1 protein-coding gene and 1 pseudogene are annotated in these 5,645 nt (G+C 40.4%); both read left to right on the forward strand.

From position 1 onward, the window contains the following. A partial coding sequence (locus ABW51_RS09260) for an autotransporter family protein (protein ID WP_331436991.1) occupies nt 1-3,241 on the forward strand: 3,241 nt, incomplete at its 5' end. 227 nt (nt 3,242-3,468) lie between these two features. Then, nucleotides 3,469-5,645, forward strand: a pseudogene (locus ABW51_RS09265) (hypothetical protein); the annotation flags it as partial.

The following is a 5,645-nucleotide window of genomic DNA, read 5'->3' on the forward strand; positions in this document are numbered from 1 at the left end:
CAAGCAAGCAAGCAAGCAAGCAAGCAAGCAAGCAAGCAAGCAAGCAAGCAAGCAAAATTGTAAAAAAAAACTTCTTAGTATTCTAGTCTCTTCTGCCCTTTCTACTACCTATTATTCACTTAGTACAACTCCAGCCTATGCAGATTTACCCCGTGAAGTTACAAGCTCTCAAGCTGTTGACGGCAGTGACGAATCACTCACTGATACAGGAGTAAAGGTAGAAAATAGTGCTACGCTCACTATCACAGGCACTGAAACGTTAAATGTAACAGCTAAAAATGGCGATGAAGTTATCCCAATAAATGTTATAAGTGCAAATCTTAATGCAGAGACACTCAATCTTAAGGTTACCCCCGATGACAAGGCAACAAACAACCGCCCTAAAGGAATGATTGTTCGTGGCAATTCAACTGCCAATATTAAAAATCTTAATATTGATGTTACTAAATCCAACAGAAAAAAAGACACACCTAACTCTTCTGATTCTGATGCAGCTTATGGACTTGCTGTAGGGTATGACTGGGCAGGTGGAGATAGTAAGGGTAATGCTCGTGTTAATGTAGAAAACGCAAATATTACAGTAAATAATACTGCAGATACTGTAAGAGGGAATTATACTGGAGTTCCTATTTCTGGCGGAAAATTTGAAACTGGCTATCAATATTCTGGTATTAGAGTATATCGTTCAACAGGTTCAACACCAGAATTTCATTCTACAGGAAAAGTAGATATTAAAGTTTCTGATGTAAGTGCAAATAAAGTCGCAGATTATATGGTGGGGCTTTACGTGTCAGGTAATAATGCTAAGGCTACTTTAGACGGAGATACAAATATCAGTGTCACAGCAAATGGTATTAACTCTGCAGGTATTAAAATCGGGAAACCCGGCAACGGAGATGCGGGTAAAAATGCAACCGTAGAAGCCAATGGAAAATTAACCGTAGACACTACCGAAACCAATGGAACAACTCTTGCGAAAGGAAAAACTTATCGCGGTTCAGGTGCAGTACGTTTATTTGATGAAGGCTCAAAATTCACTATTACAGGTAAAAATAATACTGAAGCTTCTGAAATTCGAGCCAGTACAAATGCTTTAGTTTTCGATACTATTGATTATGAGAATCTTGGAGAAGTAAAAAAATTTTTTTTGACTTTTTACGAAATGCTTGCGAGAGGTAAAGATAATAAAAACAATCAGGTTAGCTTAGTTAATACCACATTATCTACTACTTCGGCAACGGATAGCCTTATTCTTGCTAATGCCCGTTTCAAAAAAGAGGGACAACTTCTTTGGGGAGCTAAACAATTGGGCAAAGAAGGTGTATTAAAAAGTCGTTTTAATTGGGGAGCTTTTAACGTATCTAATGCAACATTCAAACTTTCAGGCAACCAATCCACCGCCACCGCTGCATCAAAAGGCTGGGCAGTCTATGCTAAATCAGATGAAGTTAATACCGCAACAAATACTGCGGAAGCGACTTCAGAACTTACCGCCACCTTTAGCGATGGCGCACAATTAACAGGTTTAGTTCATCAAGATATTGGTTCAACCTTAACAATGAATGTGGACAATAAAGCCGTTTGGACATTGAAGAAAAAAGACGATTTAGATTCAGACAAGCAACGTTCTACTGCAACATCAGTTACTCTTAGTAATGGTGGTATATTGGATGCTGCCAGCAACTCTGCTAGTGAATACTTTATAAAAGTATTATCAAAAACTGGTAAAAGTGGCACTCTAACCAACGGAGGTATCATCACTCTCGCCAATCAATCCTATGCAGACAAACTTACCATTGAAGGGAATTATGTTGGTAAAGACGGTGTGCTAAAAGTCAATACGGAATGGAACTCTCCGGGCGATGACCAAGGAGGAAATTCTCAATCTGATTTACTTGAAATCACAGGCAGTGCATCAGGAAAAACAACTGTAATTTCAGTAAGTAAAGATAGGAAAGAAAATATTATTGATGGTACTATCGGGGAACTTGCTGATCGCTATAAACGCAGTGTCGCTGTTATTAAGGTCTTGGGACAAGATCAAGGTTCAGAAACAGGAATACTTAATGCTGAAGACCCAGATCATACTTACACAATACGTGATACATTTACAGGTACAGCAAAAACCACTGGTGCAGGGGAAGTGCAATTAGCGTCTCGCAAAGATAATACTACCAATGTTACCGAATACTTTTGGACAGTAACGACCACCAATCAAAACAATATCATCACGCCAAGCGCACCGGCTTATACGCTTGTTCCTCGCCAAAACTTGGAATTAGGCTACACAATGTTGGATACGCTTCATCAACGCCGTGGCGAAAACCAAACCCTTTCTTGGGATAAACAAGGCAGTTATTGGCAAGATGTGGAAAAACAATCTTGGGGTCGTGTGATTGGCAAACACCTCAAACTCGATGGAAAAGAACGTTTTGGTTTAAAAACCAATATGTACGGTTTCCAAGTTGGGCACGATTTTGATGTTAAAACCAAACAAGATGATGAGGGCAAACTCACTCGTCGTTTTACTGGCTTGTATTTCGGCGCGTTACGTTCTCACAGCAAATTCTATGATGAATACCGTGCGAAAAATGGTGTCGTGATTGCAGATAAATTAACTTCTCGCGTAAAAACTACCGCACTTAATCTTGGTGTAACTGACACACGTTACAATGAAAATGGCACTTACATTGACTGGGTGGGACAACTCTCTTGGTTAAATAACCGCTATTCATCTGTTGATGGCACACAAGCGAAAAATCACGGCTGGGGTGCAGCCCTTTCAGTGGAAACTGGTCGCCCTTACGCATTAGGTAAAGATAAAACCAACAACGGGGATAGTTGGATTTTAGAGCCGCAAGCACAACTGATTGCTCAATACTTGCGCTTGGGCAACTTTAACGACGGCACTCGTGCCGTTTCGCAAAAAGGTTACGGTTTGCGCGGCCGTGTCGGTTTCCGTTTGGCATATAACAAACCAAATGATAAACAACGCACTCGCACCTATTATTTCATCGGTAATATTTGGCACGATTTTAAAGCAACGGGCAATGCATTAATTGGTCGTGACAAATTAACCGAGAAATTTGACCGCACTTGGTGGGAATTAGGCTTGGGTTCTCAATTCTCCTTAAGTGAAAACACTTACCTTTATGCTGATGCTCGCTATGAAAAATCATTCAATAACAACAGTCATAAAGGTTACCAAGGCACCGTGGGTGTGAAATATTCTTGGAAATAATGAGCAACAAAGAGAATAATCAGGGCGTGTAAACGCCCTGTAGTACTACAGGGGGATGTGTAACATAGTTACACATCGAAAAATTAAAATCCTAATCTCTCACTAACATTCAATGTAGTACTTCTCTTTTCCTGTTATTTGGTGACAGAAAGGATAAGGCTCTATCTGTTCGATCTAGTCAATTTTCTTCTGTCGTAAGAAATTCTTCTTTTATACGATTTTTTATTATGAATACAAAAACTTCTTTTTCTTATTCTCTAATTGCTTTGGCTTTGTGGTCCACTTATTCGTTTGGGGCGGTTTCTGATGATGTTATTGCAGGAACACCACCTACCTATGGTGGCAATAATGGTAATAATATTATCGCTGGTGATGGTACTAATTTATACTCAAACGCCCGCAATAATATTATGAATACAACTGGGAATAAAGGATTTGGCGGCTCCTATAGTTTGGTTATTGGTGAGAGCGCAGGTCATGATGCTGGTAATGGTACGGGCAATGCTAAATATCTTTTACTCGTAGGTGAACATGCTGGAGAAGGCATGTGGGGAGTTAGCAAATATAAATTTATCTTTGGGGAAGCGGCTGGCTGGAATGCAGGTGGAGAATATGTATATGCCTTTGGTGAAAGTGCAGCTCGCCGAGCGTCAGGCAACTATAACTTTTCTTTCGGTCAAGATTCTTATTCTAGTGATGCTGTCAGCTGGGGTAGCTATAACTTCAATTTTGGTCAAAATTCTGGATATAACAATTACGGTAGCCGTAATGTCAATTTTGGTTTCCACGCAGGAGAAAACGTAAAGGGTAATGACAACTTTGCTTTAGGTCATCATGCAGGAACAGGTGTTACAGGTAATCATAACTTTGCCTATGGTCAAGATGCTGGTCAAAATACATCAGGTAGCCGTAATATAGCTTTAGGTCAAAACGCAGGTCAAAATGTAAAAGGCGTGTATAACTTAGCATTGGGTTTAAATGCTGGACAAAATGTTGATGGCCACAAAAATGCGGCTGGTGTCTACGGGCAATCCGTGGGTTCCAACAATATGGCCTTTGGCAAGGCTGCAGGTAGCAATGTGGCTGGTAACTTCAACCTTGCCTTTGCTGAAAATGCAGGGAATTATGTCGGTCATAATTGGACTAATACCTATGATACTAATGGCAATATATCTAGTACAACAGATGCTGGTACTGTAGATGGTGCAGAGCACAATATCGCTTTTGGATTTAGTGCGGGAAGCTGGATTGTTGGTCAAGATAACTTTGCGGCTGGCGTCAATTCTGGTAGTTGGATTAAAGGTGAAAGCAACGTTGTTTTAGGTAAAGGATCAGGAAAAGAAGTAACAGGAAACTTCAATACATCCTTGGGTCATGAAAGCGGCAATAAAGTAACGGGCAGCAATAACTTTGTAGTAGGTGCCGAAGCGGGTAAAAAAGTAACAGGTAGCAGTAACTATGCGGCAGGTCATGAAGCTGGAAATGAAGTTACAGGTAATAACAATGTTGCTATGGGTAAATCTGCAGGTCAGAAAGTTACTGGCGATAGCAACTTTGCTGGCGGTGAAGAGGCCGGAAAAGATGTTGAAGGCAATAACAACATTGCGCTTGGTAAAAAATCAGGTAATAAACTCAAAGGCAAGGAAAATATTTCTATTGGTGAAGAAGCCAATTCTGAAAATGATGTATTAGAAGTCAGTAATGCAATTGCTATAGGTAAAAAATCTAAAGCCAAGAAAGCCAATGCAGCAGCACTTGGAAATGAAAGCCAAGCTTTAGCAGATAATGCTTTTGCTTTGGGTTATAAGGCTGAGGCAAATGCCGCGAATAGTGTGGCAATAGGCAGTAATGCAACCACCGTTGCTACTTTAACCACACCAAATCCTTATACAAAGGGTGCTGATAAGACTTACAATTCTATGGAAATTGATAACCACACATTTAATTTTGCAGGTGGCAAAAATGTTGTAGGTGTATTTAGCGTAGGTAATGGAACACAAACTCGCCGAATCCAACACGTTGCGCCAGGCTTAATTTCAGCGGACAGTACCGATGCAATCAATGGTTCACAACTCTTTAGTTTTATTCCTCGAGTATCTTTCTACAGCGGTGGTGCGAAAGCACCTGCAGGCGCAACCACATCTCCAGCAATTGGTAGTACAGTTGTTGAAAACTTCCTTGCTAATGGCTTACGTATGGATTTTGGGGATGGTTTATATGCAGAAAAACGTACTGATACTAAAGGTGACTTTATTTTTGTAGGCTCCAATGTGAAAAATACAACGGGGGATGCAGGAGTTGCGGGTCCTAAAGGCGAAAAAGGCGAAAAAGGCGAAAAAGGCGACAAAGGTGATAAAGGTGATAAAGGTGATAAAGGTGATAAAGGTGATAAAGGTGATAAGGG

Source organism: Haemophilus sp. C1 (assembly GCF_001276515.1).
GTDB lineage: Bacteria > Pseudomonadota > Gammaproteobacteria > Enterobacterales > Pasteurellaceae > Haemophilus.